The organism is Stenotrophomonas sp. NLF4-10, from assembly GCF_022359915.1.
Lineage (GTDB): Bacteria > Pseudomonadota > Gammaproteobacteria > Xanthomonadales > Xanthomonadaceae > Stenotrophomonas > Stenotrophomonas daejeonensis.
In genome coordinates this window covers 1,301,828-1,322,252 of record NZ_JAKSEE010000003.1, presented here as the reverse complement: position 1 = coordinate 1,322,252, position 20,425 = coordinate 1,301,828, and the positions used below count along the sequence as shown (strand labels likewise).

Here is a 20,425-nt window from a genome sequence, read left to right as displayed (position 1 = left end):
ACCTTCACGCCGCGTCCATTGAAACCGGACATTTTTGTCCGGATCATGGGTGCCATGACCTCGATCCGTTCCGATGCCGCCGCGCGTCGCGCCCAGTTGCTGGACGCGGCCGACGCCGTGTTCGGCGAGCACGGCATCACCGCGCCGCTGGACCTGGTGGTGGAACGCGCCGGCGTCGGCCGCGCCACGCTGTACCGCAACTTCCCCGACCGCGCCGCGCTGATCGAGGCCATGCTCCAGCGCACGGTCGAGAAGATCCGCGCCCACGTCACCGAGCTGGGCGAGCGCGACGACGCGCTGTTCGAGCTGATCGGTGGCATGGCCCGCCGCATCGTGCATTCGCCGGCGCTGGCCGACTACTGGCGCGCGGTGGACCAGAACGACCCGCCGATCCGCGCCGCCCGCCAACGCGTGCTGAAGCTGATGGAACCGGCGCTGCTGCGCGCCCGGGCCGCCGGCCTGTGCCGGGCCGACCTGGAGCTGGCCGACCTGTCGCTGGTGTCGAGCATGCTCGGCGCCGCGCTGCGCGGGCGCACCCGCGCCGACCGCGCCCGCCTCGCCGCGCGCGCGTTGCAGCTGCTGCGCCCCGGGTTGCAAGCCGGAGCCGGCGCATGAAGCCGCTCAAGCCGATCCCGGACTGGGAGGACCACGAGAAACCCACCCTGCCCGGCTCCGCGTCGATGCCGTGGCACCCGCCGCACCGGCGCGCGGCGTATGCCGCGGTGGCGGTGCTGGTGGCGATCACCGGCGGCCTAGGCAACGCGCTGATCAGCGCCAACCTGCCGTGGATCCAGGGGCAGATGGGCCTGCAACCGGCCGAGGCCAACTGGCTGGTGGCGGCCTACATGATGGTCAACGTCACCACCAACCTGCTGGTGTTCAAGTTCCGCCAGGAATACGGCATCCGCCTGTTCGCCGAGCTGGGGCTGGGCGTGTACGCCGCGCTGGCGGTGCTGCACCTGGCGGTGGGCGGGCTGGCCACCACGGTGCTGGTGCGCGCGGCCAGCGGCTTCGCCGCCGCGGCCTGCACCACGCTGGGCACGCTGTACATGCTGCAGGCGCTGCCGCGCAAATACGTAGGCAACCTGCTGGTGGTCGGCATGGGCCTGCAGCAGCTGGCGGTGCCGCTGGCGTGGCTGCTGTCGCCGGGCCTGCTGGACCTGGGCGAGTGGCACAACCTGTACCTGTTCGAGGCCGGGCTGGCGCTGTGCGCGTTCGCCGCAGTGGTGATCCTGAAGCTGCCGCCGGGCATCCAGATCAAGGCGTTCGAGCGGCTGGACTTCGTCACCTTCGCCCTGCTCGCGCCGGCGCTGGCGATGCTGGTCATCGTGCTGGGACAAGGCTTCCTGCACTGGTGGTTCGACACGCCGTGGCTGGGCGGCCTGCTGGCCGCGGCCACGCTGCTGGCGCTGGCCGCGTTCCTGGTCGAGCACCACCGCCGCAACCCGCTGCTGCAACTGCGCTGGCTGATGGGGCCGACCATGCTGCGCTTCATCATCGGCGCGTTCCTGCTGCGCTTCCTGACCAGCGAGCAGTCCTACGGCGTGGTCACGATGATGCGCACGCTGGGCATGGGGCCCGACCAGATGGCGCCGCTGTTCGCGGTGATCCTGCTCGGCGTGCTGGTCGGCATCGCCGCCGGCGCGCTGACCTTCGGGCCGAAGGCGGTGATGCCGCAGTTGATGGCCTCCATCGTGCTGCTCGGCAGCGCCGCCTTCCTCGACCAGCACCGCACCAGCATGGACCGGCCGATGGACTTCGCGCTGAGCCAGTTCCTGGTGGCGGTAGGCAGCGGCATGTTCATGGGTCCGCTGATGCTGATGGGCCTGCGCCGGGCGATGGAGCGCGGGCTGGACCACATCGTGTCCTTCATCGTGGTGCTGTCGCTGACCCAGACCTTCGGTGGGCTGGCCGGCTCGGCGCTGCTGGCCAGCTACCAACTGCATCGCGAGCAGGTCCATTCCAGCCAGCTGGTCGCCCGGCTCGACCCCGCCGATCCCGTCGTCGCCCAGCGCCTGCGCGTGCAGCAGCAGGCCTACGCCGGCCTCGTCACCGACCCGCAGCAACGCCAGGCGCAGGCCGTTTCGGCGCTGGCGCAGGCGACCCGCCGCGAAGCCAACGTGCGTGCGTTCAACGACGTGTTCGCGCTGAGCGGATGGATCGCGATGGGCTTCCTGAGCTGGCTGCTGCTGGAAGTGACGCTGCGCAACCCTTCCGTAAAAAAGGCGATGCGACCGGCGCTGGCCGGCCCGCCCTCCAAGTGAAGCAACCACCATGAGCGACAAGCAGGAAACCCCGGCAGCGGCCGGGGAACAGATCACCGATGCCAGCGACGGCAAGCCCGTCGCCGCGCCCGAGCCGGTTTCCAAGTACCTCACGCCCAGCCGCGGCAGCGTCGTGGTGATGGTCGTCATCGCCCTGATCGGGCTGACCCTGATCCTGCGCGCCTGGCAGCTGTGGCCGTTCAACAGCAGCCACATGCATACCGACGATGCCTACGTGCGCGGCCAAGTGACGGTGCTGGCGCCGCAGGTCAGCGGCTACGTCACCGAGGTGCTGGTCACCGACTTCGATCACGTCAGGCAGGGCCAGCCGCTGCTGCGCATCGACGACCGCATCTACCGGCAGAGGCTGGAACAGGCCGAGGCGGCGCTGGCCGATGCCCGCGCGCAGTTGGCCAACTCCGACCAGAGCCAGGCGCAGGGCCTTGCGCAGATCGCCTCGGCGCGCGCCAACCTCTCGGCCGGGCAGGCCGAGCAGCGGCGCAGCCGCGCCGAACTGCAACGCTACGAGACATTGGCCGCGCAGCAGCTGGTGTCCAGCAGCGACCGCGACAAGCTGCGCGCCGGCACGCAGGCAGCCACCGCCGGCGTGGCGCAGTCGCAGGCGGCCATCCGCATCGCCGAGGAAAACCTCGCCGCCACCCGCGTCGCCCGGCAGGGGCTGGAGGCCAAGGTCGCCGGCGCCGAGGCGGCGCTGGAACTGGCGCGCATCGACCTGGACAACACCGTCATCCGCGCCCCGCGCGACGGCCAGCTGTCCGAGGCCACGGTGCGGCTGGGCCAGTACGTCACCGCCGGCAGCCAGTTGCTGTTCCTGGTGCCGGACGCCCTGTGGGTGGTCGCCAACTACAAGGAAGGGCAGACGTGGAAGATGGCGATCGGCCAGCCGGCCACGTTCAGCGTCGATGCCTTCCAGGGCCAGCGCCTGCATGGCCACGTCGAGCAGATCGCCCCGGCCACCGGCTCGGAGTTCGCGGTGCTCAAGCCGGACAACGCCAGCGGCAACTTCACCAAGGTCGTGCAGCGCCTGCCGGTACGCATCGCCATCGACCCCGGCCAGCCGCTGGCCGCGCGGCTGCGGCCGGGCATGTCGGTGGTGGTGGAAGTGGATACGGCGGCGGAACCTCGCCAGTGAGCAAAGCCCCTCTCCCTGCGGGAGAGGGGTTGGGGTGAGGGTACGGGGCGGAGCCCTCCCACATGTTTGGCTGCACCGGGCTTCGCCCGTACCCTCATCCGGCGCTTCGCGCCACCTTCTCCCGGAGGGAGAAGGAGAGAGCAGCTACCCCGCGCACTCCGCGCACAGGCCGTGCACTTCCAGCGTCTGCGCCTGCGGCTTGAAGCCCAGCTCGCGGGCGCGGGCTTCGAGCTGGCGGACGATGTCGCGGTCCTCCAGTTCCACCGCGCTGTGGCAGCGGTCGCAGATCAGGAACGGCACCGAGTGCTGGTTGCTGCTGGGGTGGTGGCAGGCGACGAAGGAGTTGACCGACGACAGCTTGTGCACAAAACCATTAGCCATCAGGAAATCCAGCGCGCGGTACACCGTGGGCGGGGCGTCGGCACCGACGCCCTTGCCTTCGCGCACCAGCTCCAGCAGCTCGTAGGCCTTGACCGGCTTGCCGGCCTCGGCGATCAGCCGCAGCACGTTGGCGCGGATCGGCGTCAGCCGCAGGCCGCGCTCGCGGCACACCCGTTCGACCACCGCGATGAAATCCGCCGCGTCGTCGACGTGGTGGTGCGGGGCGGTACAGCTGTGCTCGTGTGCGGTCATGGCGGCCCTCCGGCAATCAGGCGTTCGCTACCTTGATGCATGCGGCGTCGATGCGTTTCAAGGCTTCGTCACGACCGGCCAGATACACGGTATGGGAAATGTCCGGGCTGACCTGGGTGCCGGTGATCGCCACGCGCAGCGGCTGGGCGACCTTGCCCATGCCGATTTCCAGCGCGGCGGCGGTGTCGTGCAGCGCCACGCCGACCGCCTCGGCGGTCCACTGCGGCAATGCGGCCAGCAGCTCGCGCGCCTTGCCCAGCGCCACGTCCGCGCCGGGCTTGAAGTGCTTGGCGACGGCGGCTTCGTCGTATTCGGTAAGCGGCTGGTACCAGACCACCGCCTTCTCGGCCATCTCCTTCAGGGTCTGCACGCGCTCGCGCAGGGCGACGACCACGTCGGCCGGGGCCGGGCCGGCGGCCACGTCCAGCCCCAGCTTTTCCAGCTGATAGACCAATTGCGGTGCGATGGAAGCCGGATCTTCGCTCTTCAGGAAGTGCTGGTTGACCCAGCCCAGCTTGGCCATGTCCAGCCGCGAGGCCTTGGAATTGCAGTGGGTGACGTCGAACAGGTCGATCAGCTCCCGGCGGCTGAAGATTTCCTGATCGCCATGCGACCAGCCCAGCCGCGCCAGGTAGCTCAGCAGCGCCTCGGGCAGGTAGCCGGCGTCCTTGTACTGCATCACGTCGGCCGCGCCGGTGCGCTTGGACAGCTTGGCGCCGGCCTCGTCGAGGATCATCGGCATGTGGCCGAACTTCGGCACCGCCGCGCCCAGCGCTTCGTAGATGTTGATCTGGCGCGGAGTGTTGTTGATGTGGTCGTCACCGCGGATGACCTCGGTGATGCCCATGTCCCAGTCATCGACGACCACCGCGAAGTTGTAGGTCGGGTAGCCATCCGGGCGGAAGATCACCATGTCGTCCAGTTCGCTGTTGGCGATCTCGATGCGGCCCTTGATCAGGTCGTCGAACACCACGCTGCCGCCCTGCGGGTTCTTGAAGCGGATGACGCGGTTCGGGTCGTCGCGGTACGGCAGGTTCAGCTCGCGCGCGGCGCCGTTGTAGCGCGGCTTTTCCTGCTTGGCCATCGCCGCCTCGCGCATGGCGTCGAGTTCCTCGCGGGTTTCGTAGGCGTAGTAGGCCTTGCCGGCGGCGAGCAGTTGTTCGGCCACTTCCCTGTAGCGGGCGACGCGGTGGGTCTGGTAGACCGGGCCTTCGTCGTAGTCCAGGCCCAGCCAGTCCATCGCTTCGAGGATGGCGTCGATCGCCGCCTGGGTGCTGCGCTCGCGGTCGGTATCCTCGATGCGCAGCACGAACTCGCCGCCGCGGTGGCGGGCCTCCAGCCAGCAGTACAGCGCGGTGCGGGCACCACCGATGTGCAGGTAGCCGGTGGGACTGGGGGCGAAGCGGGTACGGACGGTCATGACGGGCGCGGAAGTGGGAATCCGCGCATTTTACCGCGTAGGCCGGGGCTACGCCCCCGACGCCTGGGGTTCATGCTCGTCGGGGGCATGGCCCCGACCTACCCGCCTGTACAAGCATCAGGGCTTGCGCACCACCAGTTCGCCGCGCACCTCGGTGCCGTCGGACAGGCCCAGCACCACTGGCACGCGCTGGCCCTCCTGCAACGCCGCCTTGCCATCCATCAGCATCAGGTGCAGGCCGCCGGGCTTGAGTTCGGCATGCTGCCCGGCCGCCACCGGCAGGCGTTCCACTTCGCGCATGCGGCTGACGCCATCGACCAGCGTCGTCTCGTGAAGGGACACGTCCGCGAACGCTTCGCTGCGTACCGAAGTCACCGCCACCTCCGCCTTGCAGGCGTTGTCGATGCGGCCGAAGCCGCCGGCCATGTGCGCCATCGCCGGGAAACGGATCCAGCCGTCGCTGAAACGCACGCACGCAGCCTCCGCCGCCTGCGCCGGGGCCGCCATCACCGAGGCCACCGACATCAACAGTACGCACGCGAATGGTTTGGTTATCATCGAAACATCGACTCCCTGCCGTATCCGAGGCCGCAGCATGACAACGCTCATCGACACGATCAACCACGGCCCCATCCGCGAACTGCGGCTGGCGCGGCCGCCGGTCAACGCGCTCGATACCGAACTGTGCCGGGCGCTGATCGCCACGCTCAACCAGTGCATGGCCGAGGACGTGCAGGGCGTGGTGCTGTCCGGCAGCGAGCGCATCTTCACCGGCGGCATGGACGTGCCCTACCTGCTGCGCCACGGCGAGGACAAGCACAAGCTGCTCGACAGCTGGCAGGCGTTCTTCGGCGCGGCGCGCACGCTGGCCGAAAGCCGCATCCCGGTGGTGGCCGCGCTCACCGGGCACTCCCCGGCCGGCGGCTGCGTGCTGGCGTTGTGCTGCGACTACCGGGTGATGGCGCGCAGCGTCGACCCGGCCAAGCCCTACGTGATCGGCCTGAACGAGGTGCAGGTGGGGCTGGTGGCGCCTGAGGGCATCCAGCGGTTGCTGCGGCGGGTGGTCGGCATGCACCGCGCCGGCGTGCTGCTGGCCGGCGGACAACTGGTCAGCGCCGAGCGCGCGCTGGAGATCGGGCTGGTGGACGAACTGGCCGATGGCGCCGGCAACGTGGTCGAACAGGCCATCGCCTGGCTGCAGGCGCAATTGAAGCTGCCGCGCCAACCGATGCTGCAGACTCGCGCCATCGCCCGCGCCGACCTGCACGAGGCCATGCAACCGCAGCACATCCAGCTGGATCGTTTCGTCGAGGCCTGGTATTCGGCCGATGCGCAGGCGGCGTTGCAGGCGCTGGCGGCGAAGCTCGGCAAAGCCTGAATTTCCGTAGGAGCGCACCTTGGTGCGCGATGGGGCTTCGCCGGGAAAGCTTCATCGCGCACCAAGGTGCGCTCCTACGGGCAGGGCCTTGTCCCTCGCAGCAGTCCGCCCGGCCCCGCCCGCTATAATCGCGGCCTGTCGAAATCAGGCCCGTCCCCTTGTCCGCCCATCCCGAACCCGTGGTCCCCGAACTGATCGACCTGCTGTCGCTGGAACGGCTGGAAGACAACCTGTTCCGTGGCCAGAGCCGCGACATCGGCACCAAGTACGTGTTCGGCGGGCAGGTGCTGGGGCAGGCGCTGGCCGCCGCCCAGGCCACGGTCGACAACGGCCGCCATGTGCATTCGCTGCATGCCTATTTCCTGCGCGCCGGCAACATCGACCACCCCATCGTCTACGACGTGGACCGCACCCGCGACGGCGGCAGCTTCTCGGTGCGCCGGGTCACCGCGATCCAGCACGGCAAGGTGATCTTCTTCTGCGCGGCCTCGTTCCAGCAGGCCGAGCGCGGCGCCGAGCACCAGCACAAGATGGCGGAGGTGCCGCAGCCGGAGGACATCGAGCCCAACCGCCCGCTGGCGCCCGAGGTGCTGGAACGGCTGCCGGTGAAGGTGCAGCGCTGGCTCTCGCGCGGCGGCCCGTTCGAGTTCCGCCACGTCATCGCTCCCGGCGAAAGCCTGCGCGACGAACTCAACCCGACCAAGCGCCCGCCCTACCACCAAGTGTGGATGCGCCTGAGCGAGCGGGTCGGCGACGCACCGGAGCTGCACCAGGCGCTGCTGGCCTACGCCTCCGATTTCCATCTGCTCGGCACGGCCACCTTCCCGCACGGCATCAGCTACTACCAGCCGCACGTGCAGATGGCCTCGCTCGACCACGCCATCTGGTTCCACCGCCCGTTCCGCGTGGACGACTGGCTGCTGTATTCGCTGGACAGCCCCAGCGCGCAGGATTCGCGCGGGCTGGCGCGCGGCCAGTTCTTCACCCGCGACGGCGTGCTGGTGGCCAGTACCGCGCAGGAAGGCCTGATCCGCGTCGCCCCCGGCGACAAGGACTGAGGCATGCGCAAGATCTTCAGCAGCCAGCGCGTGGAGAATGCCGAAGGCGTAGCGCAGATGCTGCGCGAGGCCGGCATCGAGGTGCGCCTCACCAATGGCCGCTCCTACCACAGCAAGCGCCGCGGCCAGTTCAGCTACCTCGACAACACGCTGGGCGATGACAAATTGCCGACGGTGTGGGTCGTGCGCGCCGACGACCAGACCCGCGCGCGCGAAATCCTGCGCGACGCACGCCTGCTCGACACCACCCGCCGCGACCATCCGGTCGCCGAATACGCCTTCCGCGAAGCGCCGGGCGAAGGCAACGGCCGCCGCTGGGCATGGCGCATCCGCATCGCGCTGCTGTTGGTGATCGCCGGACTGGTCCTGATGATGGTGCTGCGCCACCGCGCCGCGCCGGTGCCGCCGGTGCCCGAGCCGGCGCAGCAGGTGCAACCAGCGCAGGACGACGGTGAGTTCCGCGTGCGTGTGCAGCCGGCGAACTGAAGTGATACCGGCCGCCGGCGGGTATCTGCACGATGCTGCGTAGGTGCCGGGCTTGCCCGGCACGGGGCCTGGCCGGGAAGGCTTCATGCGGGGCGAGCCCCGCATCTACGGAATGGTAGGCGCGCGAGGTTGCCGGCACTACCGGTCACATCCGCTGGCGGCCTTCGTCATGGCCTGCATCCACACGGGAGCCGCTGCATGACCGCCACGACGCTCGAATCCATGCTGCACCGCGAACTGCCTGCCGCCCGCGGTGGCTGCACGCAGTCCTACGGCCGCATCGTCGTAGCCTGCCAGAACACCGTCACCGCCATCGCGCTGGCCATCACCCGCGACGTGCAGGCCAGCGAGGACATCGCCCAGGAGGCCTTCATCAAGGCCTGGCAGCAGCTCAACCAGCTCAACAACGCGGCCAGCTTCCTGCCCTGGCTGCGGCAGATCACCCGCAACCTCGCCCGCGACTGGCTGCGCGCCAACCGCAACCGGCCGCTCAGCGGCGAGGCGGCCGAAATCGCCATCGGCATGGCCGCCGATCCCGCGCCCGGCGCCGCCGAGGCGATGGCACGGGTAGAGGAAGAACTGGCCGCCGAGGAAATCATTTCCGCCCTGCCCGAAGACAGCCGCGAAACTTTGCTGCTGTTCTACCGCGAAGGACAAAGCTCGCAGCAGGTGGCCGCGCTGCTGGGCCTGAGCGACGCGGCGGTGCGCAAGCGCCTGTCGCGCGCCCGCGCCACGGTGCGCGAGGAAATGCTCAAGCGCTTCGGCGAATTCGCGCGCGGCAGCGCGCCGTCGGCGGCATTCGCGCTGGTGGTGGTCGGCGCGCTGGTCGGCGCGACCCCGGTGGCCAGCGCCGCCACCGTGATCGGCTCGGGCGTGCTCGGCGGCGGCCTCGGCAAGCTCGGCACCGGCGGCATCACCGGCGGCATTGCCGGCGGTTCGCTGGGCGCGATCGTCCAGCACCTCACCGATCACCCGGTGGTCCTGCTGGGCATCCTCGGCGGCGTGCTCGGTGGCGTCGTCGGCTATGGCCTGACCTGGTGGTATCTGGTGCGCTTCTGCGCCGGTGCCCGCGAGCGCGCGCAGGTGCAGCGCTTCATGCTCCTCAACATGACGACCGGCACGACGATGCTGTTCTGCATCATGCTCGCGGTGGTGCTCACCCCGGGTTGGCAGGCGACGCTCGCGACCTTCGCCATCGGCATCTCCATCGTCAACTACCAGTACCTGGTCACGCTGCCGCGGATCATGGACCCGATCCTCGCCCGCGCCGACAACGCCCGGCGCCGTCGCGGATACGCATGGGTGATCGGCAAACCGGCGGTGGTGGCCAGCACGCTGGTGGCGGGGACCTGCCTGCTGCACGCGCTGCACAACGCCGGGCGGTTGTAGCTTCGGTACCGCGACCAGGCGCAGGTCGGGGTTACACCCCCGACGCACGGGACATCGGCATGCCTCTGTCGCGGAGGTAACCCCGACCCGTGATCGATGGCTCGACTCCGCAAGCCAGCCCCTCCCACCTGCAAGGTGGGAGGGGCTGTTTCCTCCCGCTTACTTCGCGACCGGCGCCGGCGCACGCGGACCGCGCGGGCCAGCCTTGGCGCGGGCGGCATCCAGCTCGGCCTGGCTCAGCTTGCCGTCCTTGTCGGTGTCGGCGTTGACGAACCATTCGTCGCGGCGCTGCTTGGCACGGGCCTCGCGGTCGGCACGGTCGATGTAGCCGTCCTTGTTGACGTCCATGCGCTCGAAGAAGGCCTGGTGTTCGGCGGCGCTGATGCGGCCGTCATGGTCGCTGTCCATCATCGGCATGAAGCCTTCGCCGCGATGGCCGCGGTGATGGCGGCCCATGCCGCGGTGGCCGTCGCCGCCGCGCGCGTGCCAGCGCGGCAGTTCGTCGCGCGAGAGCTTGCCGTCCTTGTTCTTGTCCAGCTCGTCGAAGCGCTGCGCGAGCCACGGCTGCGCGGCGGCCTCCTGGCGGTCGACCACGCCGTCGCCATTGGCGTCCGGCCGCTGCATGGCGGGCTTCGGCTGCGGTGCGGTGGCGGCGGCCAGCGCAACGCCGGTGGTGGAGGTCGCCAGCAGCACGGCCAGCAGGATCAGGGATTTGCGGTGGGTCATGGGGTGGCTCCTGTAGTGGACGAAAGGTCGCAGTACCTGCGCCTCGTTGACATCAACGCGCCACCGGTGCCGGCGTTGACCGCGCGGCGGGCGCATTCATCAACCGGACAGGCGCAGGTACTGCGACCACGGGCGGCTATGCTTGCGCGCATGGCTTTGCACGGCGACTCCAACGAAGAACTGCGCCTGTTCCAGACCGGCGAGCACCCTTGCGGCTATTTCCCCGAGCGGCAGGCGCGCGACCTGGTGCTCGACCCGCAGGACAGCCGCCTCGGCGAGCTGTACCCGATGGCGCTGGGCTGGGGCTTCCGCCGCTCCGGCGACCTGGTCTACCGCCCGCATTGCCAGCAGTGCCGCGCCTGCGTGCCGGTGCGCATCCCGGTGGCGCGCTTCATGCCCGACCGCAGCCAGCGCCGCTGCCTGGCCCGCAACGCCGACCTCGATTGCCGCGTGCTGCCGGCCGAGCGCAGCGACGAGCAGTTCGCGCTGTACCAGCGCTACCTCGCCGCGCGCCATGCCAACGGCGGCATGGACGACCACGGCCCGCACGAGTTCGACCAGTTCCTGGTCGGCCGCTGGTCGCACGGGCGCTTCCTCGAAATCCGCACGCATGCCGACCACGGCGCACCCGGCCGGCTGCTGGCGGTGGCCGTCACCGACGTCACCCCGTTGGGCCTGTCGGCGGTCTACACCTTCTTCGACCCGGACGAACAGGCGCGCGGGCTGGGCACGCTCGCGATCCTGCAGCAGATCGCCTGGGCACAGCGTGCCGGCCTGCCGCACCTGTACCTGGGCTACTGGATCGACGGCCACCGCAAGATGGACTACAAGCGCCGCTACCGGCCGCTGGAATATTTCGACGGCCGCCATTGGCGGGAAGACCCCGCGGCCCGGTAGGCCGGGGCTACGCCCCCGGCGTTCATCGCCGGTTGCGCCGAGGTCATGGCCCCTGCCATGACGACTTCATCAAGCCGATGCGAGAATGCCGGCATGAACAAGCACATCCTGCTCCTTGGCCTCGCCATGCTCTGCGCCGCCTGCACCAGCACCGCCACCACCACGCCGGACGACACCGCGGCCACGCCGCGCCTGCGCCTGGCCACCTACAACACCTCGCTGTATTCGGACGAGGCCGGCGGCCTGATCCGCGAACTGCAGGGCGACAGCGCGCACGCACGCAAGATCGCCGCGGTGCTGCAGCAGGTGCGCCCGGACCTGGTGCTGCTCAACGAATTCGACTACGACGACGCCCACCGCGCCGCCGACCTGTTCCAGCACCGCTACCTGGAAACCGCGCAGCCCGGCGGCGGCGAACCGCTGCACTACGCCTACCGCTACCTGGCGCCGGTCAACACCGGCGTGCCGAGCGGGCTGGACATCGACAACGACGGCACGGTCGGCGGCGAAGGCCGCGCGCACGGCAACGATGCGTGGGGCTACGGCCTGCACCCCGGCCAGTACGGCATGCTGCTGCTGTCGCGCTACCCCATCGACGACGCCGCGGTGCGCAGCTTCCGGCTGCTGAAATGGAGCGCGATGCCCAACGCGGTGCGCCCGCTCGACCCGGCCAGCGGCCAGCCGTTCTGGAGCGATGCGGTGTGGTCGCAGCTGCGGCTGTCGTCGAAGTCGCACTGGGACGTGCCGGTGCGGACCCCGCTGGGCACCCTGCACGTGCTGGCCTCGCATCCCACGCCACCGGCTTTCAACGGCCCAGAAAAGCGCAACGTCGCGCGCAACCACGACGAGCTGCGGCTGTGGAAGGAATACCTGGACGGCGGCGACACGCCGTGGCTGTGCGACGACCAGGGCCGCTGCGGCGGGCTGGCGGCGGATGCGCGCTTCGTGATCGTCGGCGACCTCAACAACGACCCGGTCGATGGCGACGGCCGCCACGAGGCCATCCTCGAACTGCTCGAACACCCGCGCGTGCTGCGCTACCCCACGCCCACCAGCACCGGCGCCGAACAGACCAGCCTCGCCTATGCGGAAAAGGGCGTGGCCCGGCGCGGCGCCCCGCGGCAGGCCACCGGTGATTTCGGCCCGCGCTCGGGCACGCTGCGGCTGGACTACGTGCTGCCGTCAGCCGGCTTCATCCACCTCGGCAGCGGCGTGTTCTGGCCGGCCGATGGCAACCCCGAAGCCGGGATCGCCGATGGCAGCGACCACCACCTGGTATGGGTGGACGTGCGCTGAGCCGGCACGTCCCATGAACCCGCCGCCATAGGGCGGAGCCTGCCCGGCCAAAGCCCCTCTCCCCTTGGGAGAGGGGTTGGGGAGAGGGTTCGGGCGAAGCCTTCGCGGTGTTTGACTGCACGAGGCTTCGCCCGAACCCTCATCCGCCCCTTCGGGGCACCTTCTCCCAGAGGGAGAAGGAAAAGCCTTCGCTGGGCCACGGTCAGCCAGCGTCCACCATCAGCGCAATTCGATGCCGATGGCCGCGGCCGCCTCGCGGGCGATCGCACGCGCCTGCTCCACGCCGGTCGCGCACGCGAGGGTGACGCCGACCCGGCGGTGGCCTTCCACCACCGGCTTGCCGAACAGGCGCAGCGCGGTGTCCGGCGCACGCAACGCGGCGTCGATGCCGTCGAAGAACGGCACGCCGTACCCCTGCGCCAGCAGCGCGCACGAGGCCGAAGGGCCGTTGTGGCGGATGTGCGGGATCGGCAGGCCGAGGATCGCGCGCGCGTGCAGCGCGAACTCGCTCAGCTCCTGCGAGGCCAGCGTCACCAGCCCGGTGTCGTGCGGGCGCGGCGAGACTTCGCTGAACCACACTTCGTCCCCCTTCACGAAGAACTCCATGCCGAACACGCCCCAGCCGCCGAGATCGTCGGCGATGGCGCGCGCCACGGCCTGCGCGCGTTGCAGCGCCTCGGCCGACATCGGCTGCGGCTGCCAGCTTTCGCGGTAGTCGCCGTCCTGCTGCAGGTGGCCGATGGGATCGCAGAACGACGTGCCACCGGCATGGCGCACGGTCAGCAGGGTGATCTCGTAGTCGAAGTCGATGAAGCCCTCGACGATGCAGCGGCCGGCGCCGGTGCGGCCGCCGGTCTGCGCGTAGGCCCACGCCGGGGCGATGTCGGCCTCGCTGCGCACCGTGCTCTGGCCCTTGCCCGAGGACGACATCACCGGCTTGACCACGCACGGCAGGCCGATGGCCGCCACCGCGTCGCGGTACTCGGCCTCGGTATCGACGAAGCGGTAGGGCGAGGTCGGCACGCCGAGGGTTTCGGCGGCGAGCCGGCGGATGCCCTCGCGGTCCATCGTCAGCCGCGCCGCGCGCGCGGTGGGGATCACCCGGGTCGCGCCCTCGGCTTCAAGTTCCTCCAGCGTGGCGGTGCTGATCGCCTCGATCTCCGGCACCACGATGTGCGGGCGCTCGCGCTCGACCAGTGCGCGCACCGCGGCGCCATCGAGCATGTCGAGCACGTGGCTGCGGTGCGCCACCTGCATCGCCGGGGCGTCGGCATAGCGGTCGGCGGCGATGACTTCCACGCCGAAACGCTGCAGTTCGAGCGCCACTTCCTTGCCCAGCTCGCCCGACCCAAGCAGCAGCACGCGGGTGGCGGAAGGCGACAGCGGGGTACCGAGCGAGGTCATCGGGAAAATCCGGGCAGGGACGGGGCCGCACATTCTAGCCGCCGGTCCCCGCCACACCCTCTTGCACATTGATATCAATTTGATATCTTTCATCGCAACCACCACGGAAGACGCGCCATGAAAGAGAAAGCCCTCGGTTCCCTGCCCGGCATCCCCACCCTGCTCGGCGCAATCGTCCTGATGCTGGCCGGTGCCGGCGCCCTGGTCCTGGCCGCCGCCCACGGCGCCGGCGGCCTGTCGGCCATCGCCGGCATCGTGCTGGTGGCGCTGGGCATCTTCACCGTCACCGGCCTGTACATGGTCCAGCCCAACCAGGCCGCGGTGCTGAGCCTGTTCGGCAAGTACACCGGCACGGTCAAGGACAACGGCCTGCGCTGGAACAACCCGTTCTTCAGCAAGAAGAAGGTCAGCCAGCGGGTGCGCAACTTCGAGAGCGGCAAGCTCAAGGTCAACGAGCTGGACGGTTCGCCGATCGAGATCGCCGCGGTGATCGTGTGGCAGGTGGTGGACGCCTCCGAGGCGGTCTACAACGTCGACGACTACGAGAGCTTCGTGCACATCCAGTCCGAATCGGCGCTGCGCGCGATGGCCACCAGCTACCCCTACGACCAGCACGAGGAAGGCCAGCTGGCGCTGCGCAGCCACGCCAACGAGATCTCCCAGCACCTGAAGGACGAGCTGGCCGAGCGCCTGGCCGACGCCGGCGTGCAGGTGCTCGACGCGCGCATCAGCCACCTCGCCTACGCCCCGGAAATCGCGCAGGCGATGCTGCAGCGGCAGCAGGCCAACGCGGTGATCGCCGCGCGCCAGCGCATCGTCGCCGGCGCGGTGGGCATGGTCGAGATGGCGCTGGCCGAACTGCAGCGCAGCGGCGTGGTCGAGCTGGACGAGGAACGCAAGGCGCAGATGGTCGGCAACCTGCTCACCGTGCTGTGCTCGGACCGCGGCACCCAGCCGGTGGTCAACACCGGCTCGCTGTACTGATCCCCGCCCCGACAGGAGCAAGGCCGTGAATCCCGCCCATCCCGCCATCGTCACCTTCATCATCCCCGCTGTCGACATCGGCGCGCGCCGCCGCCGGCACCGGCAGGCAGGCCGCAACCACGGGAACGCCGCGCATGGGCAATGAAGTGATCGCCGCCCTGGTCATCGCCCTCACCGGCGTGCCGGCGCTTGGCATCGCCGCATGGAGCGGCCGCGACGGCAGCGCCCACGCGCGCGGCACCGGGCTGCGCTGGGCATTGATCGCGCTGTGCAGCTTCATCGCCGCGATCGCGCTGTATTTCTCCGGCGGCAACCGCAGCGCGGCGCTGGCCGTCGGCATCGGCTTCGCGGTGGCGGTCAACGCACTGGCGGTGTCGATGGTGCTGCACCTGCGCCGCGGCAATGACGGAGCACCACGCAAGTGAGCGAGAAGAAGGCCTACCCGCTGCGCATCAACGCCGAGGTGCTGGCGGCGGCGCAACGCTGGGCCGACGACGAGCTGCGCAGCCTCAACGCGCAGATCGAATACGTGCTGCGCGACGCGCTGCGCAAGGCCGGGCGCCTGCCCAAACCGAAAACCGAGCCAAGGGAAGAGCCATGAACAAGCAATGGAAGTACCTCGTCGTCAAAGTGAACACCAGCGTGTTCGGCGGCTTCAAGATGGAGACGCTGCAGGAGGAACTGGACAAGCACGGCCGGCAGGGCTGGGAGCTGGTCAACGTGGTGCATTCCATGCCCGGCTATTCCTCGCCGACCCTGCTGTTCAAGAAGGAAGCCTGAGATGAAGCGGATGCAGGCATGGCTCGCCGCCGCGGCGATGATGGTTTCGGCCACGGCGTCCGCCACCGACGCCCCCACCACGCTGGCCACGCGCCTGCTCGACCAGCTCGACGCCGGCCAGTACGCCGCCGCCGAGGCGTCGTTCTCGCCGCAGATGAAGACCGCCGTGCCCGCCGACAAGCTCAAGGCCGTGTGGGAGTCGCTACCCGCGCAATTGGGCGCGGCTGGCAGCCGCGGCGAGGCGACGACCAGCGAGGCCGATGGTTTCCGCATCGTGGCCGTCCCGCTGCACTACGCCCACGGCGACGTGCTGGCACGCGTGGTGCTGGACAGGGACGACCGCATCGCCGGCTTCATGGTGCAGCCGGCGCCGCCCCCGCCGCCCGTCGCGCCTGCCGATGCGCCCTTCACCGAGCAGGACCTCACCCTGCCCGCACCCACCTCGGGCAAACCGGGGCTGCCGGGCACGCTCACCGTACCCAAGGGGCAAGGTCCGTTCCCGGCCATCGTGCTGGTGCACGGCTCCGGCCCGCAGGACCGCGACGAAACCATCGGCGCCAACCGTCCGTTCCTCGACATCGCGCGCGGCCTTGCCGCGCACGGCATCGCCACGTTGCGCTACGACAAGCGCACGCAGGCCCGGCCACAGGATTTCACCAGCGAATCGGGCATTGACGACGAAACCACCGACGATGCCGTCGCCGCGGTCACCGCGCTCGTCGGCAACCCCCATGTCGACCGCAGGCACGTCTACGTGCTCGGCCACAGCCAGGGCGGCCTGCTCGCCGGCCGCATCACCCGCAACAGCCACGGCGAAGTGGCCGGGCTGATCCTGCTGGCCGCGCCCGCGCGCCCGATCCTCGACCTGCTCGGCGAACAGAACCGCTACCTCGCCAATCTCGACGGCAGCATCAGCGCCACGGAACAGGCGCATCTGGATGCGCTCGACGCCGCCATCACCAAGGTGCGCCACGACCCCGAAGCCAGGCTGCTGGAACTGCCCGGGCGCTATTGGCAGCAGTTGGAAAAAGTCGATCCCGTCGCCGATGCGCGCGACAGCCAACTGCCGGTCCTGCTGCTGCAAGGCGGCCGTGACTTCCAGGTGGTCGACGCCGACTGGCAACGCTGGCAACAGGGCCTGCAAGGCCCGCGCTACCGCTTCCATCGCTACCCGGCGCTCAACCACCTCGGCATCGCCGGCGAAGGCAAGGGCACGCTGGACGAATACCAGAAACCCGGCCACGTGGACGCCACGCTGCTCGACGACATCGCCAACTGGGTGAAGGAACGGCAATGACCCCGTCCTCGCCCGCACCGTGGAAACCCGACCTGAAGCTGGCCGGCGTGCTGGGGCTGGCCGCGGCGCTGGCCACCGCCGCGCTGTTCCCCTACCTGCTGCAGTTGATGCCGGACAAGCTGGCACGGATTCCACTGCCCTTGCCGGTAGTGGTCATGGCGCAGTCGCTGCAGGCGCTGGTGCTGCTCGGCGGCATGTCGTTGCTGGGCCTGCGCATGGGGCACCGTATCGGCCTCGGCGCACCGCTGCTGCAGGCATGGCTGGGCGGCACGCCGGCTGCGGCACGGCCGCGCCCGCAGCCGTGGCTAGCGGTCGCGCTGGGTGCGGCAATGGCGTTGCTGGTGGTGCTGGCAAGCCAATGGATCGACCCGCTGCTGCCGGCCATGCGCAACCCGCCGGCGCACGCCGATGCCGCGGCCTCGGCATTGAACGGCCTGCTGGCCTCGTTCTACGGCGGCATCGTCGAAGAGCTGCAACTGCGGCTGTTCCTGATGACGCTGCTGCTCTGGCTGGTCGCCCGCGTGCGCGGCCGCATGCCCGGCAACACCACGTTCTGGCTGGCGATCCTGCTTGCCGCGCTGCTGTTCGGCGTCGGCCACCTGCCGGCGGCGGCGCACATCTGGGGGCTGGATACCATCGTCGTGCTGCGCACCCTCGCCCTCAATGCGGTGGTCGGCATCGCCTGTGGCTGGCTGTACTGGCGGCGCGGGCTGGAGATGGCCATGCTCGCCCACTTCAGCGCCGACCTCGTGCTGCACGTGCTGATGCCGTTGCTTGGCAGCGGCACACCCTGACCACAAGGAAGACCCGAGCCGATGACCACCGCGTCCACATCGAAGTCCTACGCCGTTGCTCCCGCTTCACCGTGGTTGCTGCTGTGGATATGGCTGCCGCTATTGCTGGCCTGCGGCCTGACCCTTGCCAGCGCATGGCGCAATCCGCCCGTGCCGCCCGGCATCTGGCTGGTGCTGGCGCACCTGCCGGTGGTGGGCATCGTCCTGCAATGGGCCTTCAACCGCCGCCGCATCAACGTGCAGGGCCGGCAACTGGACGTGGTTTCGACCTTCTACCGCAAGCGCGTGGACGTTTCCGAACTGCGGCTGGAACAGGCGCGCGTGGTCGACCTGGCCGAACACCACGAATACCGCCCCGGCTTCAAGACCAACGGTTTCGGCATGCCCGGCTTCCAGTCCGGCCACTTCCGCATGCGCGGCGGCGGCAAGGCATTCTGCCTGCTCACCGACCGCAGCCGCGTGCTGGTGCTGCCCCTGCGCGGCGGCGCGATGCTGCTGCTTTCGCCGGAGCACCCCCGCGCCCTGCTCGACGACCTGAAACGGCTGGCGTAGGTCGGGGTTGCGCCCCCGACGCTCCATACCCGGCACCTCGCGCATATCGCCGTCGGGGATGTAACCCCGACCTATTGGCGGACGAAGCGCCGGGGATGCAGCCCGGGCATTAGACAGCCCCGCATCGATGCCCCAAGCTGCCTCCATGCGCAACGCCCCGTACCTGCTGCTCAACACCCCCGACATCGAACTCTGGCCCGGCGGCCTGCTGCGCGCGCGCAGCAACCACGACGCGCGCCTGCTCGCCCGCGCCAGCCACGTGCTGCGGCGCAAACGCGACGGCCGCTACCTGGCCGTGCAACTGCGAGGCGGCCTGATGCCGCTGGTCACGCGCCTGCCCGAAGAGCCCGGCGTCGAACCGGCACTGGCGCTGCTCGATGCCCGGCTGTCGCAACCGGCGCGCATGCCCCCGCCCTCCGGTCCGCTGCCGCTGGACGGGTTGCAGCAGCGGCTGGACCGGCTCGGGCTGGATGCCAGCGCCTATGCCGCGCAGACCGGCCTGCCGCTGGTCGCCGAGCCAGCATGCCTGCAACTGGCCGGCTTCGACCGCTACCGCCGCCCGCTGTGGCTCACCCGCGGCGCCGCGCGCGCATGGCAGCGCCTGCATGCGGCCGCCGCAATCGACGGCATCGCGCTGGACGCGATCTCCGGCTACCGCAGCCATGCCTATCAACTGGGCATCTTCGAACGCAAGCTCGCCCGCGGCCTGGACGTGGCCGCGATCCTCACCGTCAACGCCGCGCCGGGCTACAGCGAGCACCACGGCGGCAATGCGCTGGACATCGGCACGCCGGGCGAGCCGCCCGCGGAGGAATCCTTCGAGCGCACCCCGGCCTTCGCCTGGCTGCAACGCCGCGCGGGCGAACTCGGCTTCCACCTGAGCTACCCGCGCGACAACCCGCACGGCATCGTCTACGAACCGTGGCACTGGTGTTTCCGTGGCTGAGGGCGGCCTGCCCGGACTGGCCGACATCGAGACCCTGCTGGCGGCGTGGCAGGCACTGCACCACGCGCCCCGGCACGAAGCGGCAGGCGCCTTCTTCGCCCTGCTGGCATGCCCGCCGTGGTGCGACACCGGCTACGACCCGGCCGCCGCGGGCAAAGCCATCGACGACCCGCAGCGGATCGAAGACGCCACGCTGGCCGAACTGCGCCCGCTGCTGACCTGGTGCGAGCGTGGCGAACGCTTCAACGCAGGCCACCATGCCGCCCTGCTCGCCGATGGCCGCCTGCAACGCCTGATGCAACGCCTGTCGCGCATCGCCGCGGCGATGGCGCAACGGCAAGCGCATGTTCCCCTCGAACCGGTGGCCTATGCCGCGCTCAACAGCCGCCAGCGCGAGAACCACAACTTCCAGAAAGTCTCTGCGCGGCTGGCCGACTACGGCTACGTCACCCTGCGCCTGAGCGACGACTGGCAGGGCGCCGATTTCATCGCCCAGCACATCGACGGCCGCACCTTCCTGCGCGTGCAGCTGAAAAGCCGCATGGGTGTGGCGCGCAAATACCGCCACCGCGGGTTGTGGCTATGCTTCCCGCATGCGGGTCAGTGGTACCTGTGCCCGCACGATGGCCTGCTCGAATACCTGCTGGCCGAGTGCGGCATCGGCCATACCGCGTCATGGAGCGACAAGGGCGAATACACGCAATCCGCGCCCGGCAGGAAGCATCTGGACTACCTGCACCGCTATCGGCTGTAACCCGCCGGGACCGAGTCGGGGTTCTTCGGGCACCTTGTAGCTGCGGGGCTTGCCCCGCATGGAACCTTCCCGGTGAAGCCGTGCCGGGCAAGCCCGGTACCTACGAAGCAATCTTGTAGATGCGGAGCTTGCCCCAGCATGAAACCTTCCCGGAGAGGCCCCGTACCGGGCAAGCCCGGTACCTACGAGACAGAAGGCCATTCCACACGGTACG

At 69.9% G+C, this 20,425-nt stretch carries 23 protein-coding genes; 18 read left to right on the top strand and 5 right to left on the bottom strand.

What is annotated here, in order from left to right; translation table 11 throughout:
• The first annotated feature begins 54 nt into the window (after positions 1-54).
• From MIC98_RS06280 to MIC98_RS06270, 3 genes are all read left to right on the top strand, one after another.
• Positions 55-615, top strand: coding sequence for a TetR/AcrR family transcriptional regulator (locus MIC98_RS06280; protein WP_239736516.1), 561 nt, complete (start codon positions 55-57; stop codon positions 613-615).
• A complete protein-coding gene (locus MIC98_RS06275) occupies positions 612-2,264 on the top strand; it encodes an MFS transporter (protein ID WP_239736515.1) in 1,653 nt (550 codons plus the stop codon). Before MIC98_RS06280 ends, MIC98_RS06275 begins: the two co-directional genes overlap by 4 nt.
• A 139-nt stretch (positions 2,265-2,403) precedes the next feature.
• Positions 2,404-3,417 carry an HlyD family secretion protein gene (locus MIC98_RS06270; RefSeq protein ID WP_239738056.1) on the top strand — a complete coding sequence of 338 codons (1,014 nt, stop codon included), beginning with the start codon at positions 2,404-2,406 and terminating at the stop codon, positions 3,415-3,417.
• 144 nt (positions 3,418-3,561) lie between these two features.
• Here MIC98_RS06270 and MIC98_RS06265 read toward each other — a convergent pair whose 3' ends face one another.
• The 3 genes from MIC98_RS06265 to MIC98_RS06255 form a co-directional block, all read right to left on the bottom strand.
• The gene (locus MIC98_RS06265; protein WP_239736514.1) at positions 3,562-4,050 is read right to left on the bottom strand and encodes a transcriptional repressor; all 489 of its coding nucleotides are present in this window, start codon (positions 4,048-4,050) and stop codon (positions 3,562-3,564) included.
• A gap of 16 nt (positions 4,051-4,066) precedes the next feature.
• Positions 4,067-5,470 carry a glutamate--tRNA ligase gene (gltX, locus tag MIC98_RS06260; protein ID WP_239736513.1) on the bottom strand — a complete coding sequence of 468 codons (1,404 nt, stop codon included), beginning with the start codon at positions 5,468-5,470 and terminating at the stop codon, positions 4,067-4,069.
• Between the two features lie 117 nt (positions 5,471-5,587).
• A complete protein-coding gene (locus MIC98_RS06255; protein WP_057639606.1) occupies positions 5,588-6,028 on the bottom strand; it encodes a copper chaperone PCu(A)C in 441 nt (146 codons plus the stop codon).
• Between the two features lie 37 nt (positions 6,029-6,065).
• Between MIC98_RS06255 and MIC98_RS06250 the strand changes: the two genes are divergently transcribed.
• From MIC98_RS06250 to MIC98_RS06235, 4 genes are all read left to right on the top strand, one after another.
• A complete protein-coding gene (locus tag MIC98_RS06250) occupies positions 6,066-6,848 on the top strand; it encodes an enoyl-CoA hydratase/isomerase family protein (RefSeq protein ID WP_239736512.1) in 783 nt (260 codons plus the stop codon).
• Positions 6,849-7,006: 158 nt separating this feature from the next.
• Positions 7,007-7,906, top strand: coding sequence for an acyl-CoA thioesterase II (gene tesB / locus MIC98_RS06245; RefSeq protein ID WP_239736511.1), 900 nt, complete (start codon positions 7,007-7,009; stop codon positions 7,904-7,906).
• Between the two features lie 3 nt (positions 7,907-7,909).
• Entirely contained in the window at positions 7,910-8,392 is a 483-nt protein-coding gene (locus tag MIC98_RS06240) for a DUF2007 domain-containing protein (protein ID WP_239736510.1), read from the top strand.
• A gap of 198 nt (positions 8,393-8,590) precedes the next feature.
• A complete protein-coding gene (locus MIC98_RS06235) occupies positions 8,591-9,781 on the top strand; it encodes a sigma-70 family RNA polymerase sigma factor (RefSeq protein ID WP_239736509.1) in 1,191 nt (396 codons plus the stop codon).
• Positions 9,782-9,940: 159 nt separating this feature from the next.
• Here the strand turns inward: MIC98_RS06235 and MIC98_RS06230 are convergent, their stop codons facing one another.
• The gene (locus tag MIC98_RS06230) at positions 9,941-10,507 is read right to left on the bottom strand and encodes an EF-hand domain-containing protein (RefSeq protein WP_057639611.1); all 567 of its coding nucleotides are present in this window, start codon (positions 10,505-10,507) and stop codon (positions 9,941-9,943) included.
• Between the two features lie 150 nt (positions 10,508-10,657).
• Between MIC98_RS06230 and MIC98_RS06225 the strand changes: the two genes are divergently transcribed.
• Both MIC98_RS06225 and MIC98_RS06220 read left to right on the top strand, forming a co-directional pair.
• Positions 10,658-11,404: an arginyltransferase gene (locus MIC98_RS06225; RefSeq protein ID WP_345772153.1), complete on the top strand. Its 747-nt coding sequence runs from the start codon at positions 10,658-10,660 to the stop codon at positions 11,402-11,404.
• A 93-nt stretch (positions 11,405-11,497) separates the two neighbouring features.
• Complete coding sequence (locus tag MIC98_RS06220; protein ID WP_239736507.1) at positions 11,498-12,700, top strand: endonuclease/exonuclease/phosphatase family protein; 1,203 nt, start codon at positions 11,498-11,500, stop codon at positions 12,698-12,700.
• Between the two features lie 219 nt (positions 12,701-12,919).
• Here the strand turns inward: MIC98_RS06220 and purT are convergent, their stop codons facing one another.
• Positions 12,920-14,104: a formate-dependent phosphoribosylglycinamide formyltransferase gene (gene purT / locus MIC98_RS06215; RefSeq protein ID WP_239736506.1), complete on the bottom strand. Its 1,185-nt coding sequence runs from the start codon at positions 14,102-14,104 to the stop codon at positions 12,920-12,922.
• Between the two features lie 117 nt (positions 14,105-14,221).
• On the opposite strand from purT, the gene MIC98_RS06210 reads away from it, so the two are divergent.
• The 9 genes from MIC98_RS06210 to MIC98_RS06170 all read left to right on the top strand — a co-directional run bounded on the left by MIC98_RS06210 (position 14,222) and on the right by MIC98_RS06170 (position 20,211).
• Positions 14,222-15,088, top strand: a complete 867-nt coding sequence (locus MIC98_RS06210; RefSeq protein WP_239736505.1) for an SPFH domain-containing protein — start codon at positions 14,222-14,224, stop codon at positions 15,086-15,088.
• 134 nt (positions 15,089-15,222) lie between these two features.
• Positions 15,223-15,513, top strand: coding sequence for a hypothetical protein (locus MIC98_RS06205; RefSeq protein WP_239736504.1), 291 nt, complete (start codon positions 15,223-15,225; stop codon positions 15,511-15,513).
• Positions 15,510-15,689 (top strand): Arc family DNA binding domain-containing protein, encoded by a 180-nt coding sequence (locus MIC98_RS06200; RefSeq protein WP_239736503.1) that lies wholly within the window; start codon positions 15,510-15,512, stop codon positions 15,687-15,689. The genes MIC98_RS06205 and MIC98_RS06200 overlap by 4 nt, the downstream gene beginning before the upstream one ends.
• Positions 15,686-15,868 carry a DUF4177 domain-containing protein gene (locus tag MIC98_RS06195; RefSeq protein ID WP_057639618.1) on the top strand — a complete coding sequence of 61 codons (183 nt, stop codon included), beginning with the start codon at positions 15,686-15,688 and terminating at the stop codon, positions 15,866-15,868. The genes MIC98_RS06200 and MIC98_RS06195 overlap by 4 nt, the downstream gene beginning before the upstream one ends.
• A 1-nt stretch (position 15,869) precedes the next feature.
• A complete protein-coding gene (locus tag MIC98_RS06190; RefSeq protein WP_239736502.1) occupies positions 15,870-17,165 on the top strand; it encodes an alpha/beta fold hydrolase in 1,296 nt (431 codons plus the stop codon).
• A complete protein-coding gene (locus MIC98_RS06185; protein ID WP_239736501.1) occupies positions 17,162-17,959 on the top strand; it encodes a CPBP family glutamic-type intramembrane protease in 798 nt (265 codons plus the stop codon). Before MIC98_RS06190 ends, MIC98_RS06185 begins: the two co-directional genes overlap by 4 nt.
• Before the next feature lie 21 nt (positions 17,960-17,980).
• Positions 17,981-18,511, top strand: a complete 531-nt coding sequence (locus tag MIC98_RS06180; protein ID WP_239736500.1) for a PH domain-containing protein — start codon at positions 17,981-17,983, stop codon at positions 18,509-18,511.
• A gap of 145 nt (positions 18,512-18,656) precedes the next feature.
• Positions 18,657-19,457 (top strand): M15 family metallopeptidase, encoded by an 801-nt coding sequence (locus MIC98_RS06175; protein WP_239736499.1) that lies wholly within the window; start codon positions 18,657-18,659, stop codon positions 19,455-19,457.
• Positions 19,450-20,211, top strand: a complete 762-nt coding sequence (locus MIC98_RS06170; protein ID WP_057639623.1) for a DUF6508 domain-containing protein — start codon at positions 19,450-19,452, stop codon at positions 20,209-20,211. Before MIC98_RS06175 ends, MIC98_RS06170 begins: the two co-directional genes overlap by 8 nt.
• Positions 20,212-20,425: the final 214 nt, after the last annotated feature.

Bases quoted from the DNA above. Each gene is read 5' to 3' on its own strand.
- MIC98_RS06230 (WP_057639611.1), bottom strand. From the start codon at position 10,507: ATGACCCACCGCAAATCCCTGATCCTGCTGGCCGTGCTGCTGGCGACC.
- MIC98_RS06210 (WP_239736505.1), top strand. From the start codon at position 14,222: ATGAAAGAGAAAGCCCTCGGTTCCCTGCCCGGCATCCCCACCCTGCTC.
- MIC98_RS06250 (WP_239736512.1), top strand. From the start codon at position 6,066: ATGACAACGCTCATCGACACGATCAACCACGGCCCCATCCGCGAACTG.
- MIC98_RS06205 (WP_239736504.1), top strand. From the start codon at position 15,223: ATGGGCAATGAAGTGATCGCCGCCCTGGTCATCGCCCTCACCGGCGTG.
- MIC98_RS06255 (WP_057639606.1), bottom strand. From the start codon at position 6,028: ATGATAACCAAACCATTCGCGTGCGTACTGTTGATGTCGGTGGCCTCG.
- MIC98_RS06235 (WP_239736509.1), top strand. From the start codon at position 8,591: ATGACCGCCACGACGCTCGAATCCATGCTGCACCGCGAACTGCCTGCC.
- MIC98_RS06270 (WP_239738056.1), top strand. From the start codon at position 2,404: ATGGTCGTCATCGCCCTGATCGGGCTGACCCTGATCCTGCGCGCCTGG.
- MIC98_RS06240 (WP_239736510.1), top strand. From the start codon at position 7,910: ATGCGCAAGATCTTCAGCAGCCAGCGCGTGGAGAATGCCGAAGGCGTA.
- MIC98_RS06175 (WP_239736499.1), top strand. From the start codon at position 18,657: ATGCGCAACGCCCCGTACCTGCTGCTCAACACCCCCGACATCGAACTC.
- MIC98_RS06265 (WP_239736514.1), bottom strand. From the start codon at position 4,050: ATGACCGCACACGAGCACAGCTGTACCGCCCCGCACCACCACGTCGAC.
- MIC98_RS06180 (WP_239736500.1), top strand. From the start codon at position 17,981: ATGACCACCGCGTCCACATCGAAGTCCTACGCCGTTGCTCCCGCTTCA.
- MIC98_RS06195 (WP_057639618.1), top strand. From the start codon at position 15,686: ATGAACAAGCAATGGAAGTACCTCGTCGTCAAAGTGAACACCAGCGTG.
- MIC98_RS06185 (WP_239736501.1), top strand. From the start codon at position 17,162: ATGACCCCGTCCTCGCCCGCACCGTGGAAACCCGACCTGAAGCTGGCC.
- gltX (WP_239736513.1), bottom strand. From the start codon at position 5,470: ATGACCGTCCGTACCCGCTTCGCCCCCAGTCCCACCGGCTACCTGCAC.
- purT (WP_239736506.1), bottom strand. From the start codon at position 14,104: ATGACCTCGCTCGGTACCCCGCTGTCGCCTTCCGCCACCCGCGTGCTG.
- MIC98_RS06280 (WP_239736516.1), top strand. From the start codon at position 55: ATGACCTCGATCCGTTCCGATGCCGCCGCGCGTCGCGCCCAGTTGCTG.
- MIC98_RS06275 (WP_239736515.1), top strand. From the start codon at position 612: ATGAAGCCGCTCAAGCCGATCCCGGACTGGGAGGACCACGAGAAACCC.
- MIC98_RS06190 (WP_239736502.1), top strand. From the start codon at position 15,870: ATGAAGCGGATGCAGGCATGGCTCGCCGCCGCGGCGATGATGGTTTCG.
- MIC98_RS06225 (WP_345772153.1), top strand. From the start codon at position 10,658: ATGGCTTTGCACGGCGACTCCAACGAAGAACTGCGCCTGTTCCAGACC.
- MIC98_RS06220 (WP_239736507.1), top strand. From the start codon at position 11,498: ATGAACAAGCACATCCTGCTCCTTGGCCTCGCCATGCTCTGCGCCGCC.